Annotated in this window: 1 protein-coding gene; it reads left to right on the top strand. The window is 64.6% G+C overall.

Features of this window, described 5'->3' with window-relative positions; translation table 11 throughout:
* Nucleotides 1-885 (top strand): ATP-dependent Clp protease ATP-binding subunit ClpX (gene clpX, locus ACT84W_RS09375; RefSeq protein ID WP_444329009.1); only part of this gene is annotated, 885 nt, incomplete at both ends.

Raw genomic sequence — 885 nt, 5'->3', positions numbered from 1 at the left:
CGTCGAGATCGCGAAGAGCAACATCTTGCTGCTCGGCCCGACCGGCACCGGCAAGACTCTCCTCGCGCAGACGCTCGCGCGCTTCCTCGAGGTGCCCTTCGCCATCGCCGACGCCACCTCGCTCACCGAGTCCGGCTATGTCGGCGAGGACGTCGAGAACATCCTGCTCAAGCTCATCACCGCCGCCGACGGCGACGTCGAGCGCGCGCAGGTCGGCATTGTCTACATCGACGAGATCGACAAGATCGCCTGTAAGGCCGAGAACCTCTCGATCACGCGCGACGTCTCCGGCGAGGGCGTGCAGCAGTCGCTGCTCAAGATCCTTGAGGGTACCATCGCAAGCGTGCCTCCCCAGGGCGGCCGCAAGCACCCGCAGCAGGAGCTCATCAAGATCGACACGACGAACATCCTGTTCATCTGCGGCGGCGCGTTCGTCGGCCTCGACAAGATCGTCGCCGACCGCATCGGCAAGAAGGGCATCGGCTTCAACTCCGAGCTCACGACCAAGGTCGATGAGCACTCCATCGACCTCATGAGCGAGGTTATGCCCCAGGACCTGCACAAGTTCGGAATGATCCCCGAGTTCGTCGGCCGTCTGCCCGTGATCACCACGACCAAGGAGCTCACCGAGGACGATCTCGTGAGGATCCTCGTCGAGCCCAAGAACGCGCTGGTCAAGCAGTATAAGCGCATCTTCGAGCTCGAGGGCGTAGACCTTGAGTTCGAGCCCGACGCCCTTCGCGAGATCGCCCGTCAGGCGCTCGCCCGCAAGACCGGCGCCCGCGGCCTGCGCGCCATCTGCGAGTCGACGCTGCAGGACACGATGTTCGACGTCCCCTCCGACCTCGACGTCACCCGCGTCGTCGTCACCAAGGAGTCCGTCGG

Source organism: Paratractidigestivibacter sp., from assembly GCF_052362415.1.
Classification (GTDB): domain Bacteria; phylum Actinomycetota; class Coriobacteriia; order Coriobacteriales; family Atopobiaceae; genus Paratractidigestivibacter.
The sequence above is the reverse complement of the archived record's forward strand: the minus strand, read 5'-3'. Positions and strand labels throughout refer to the sequence as shown.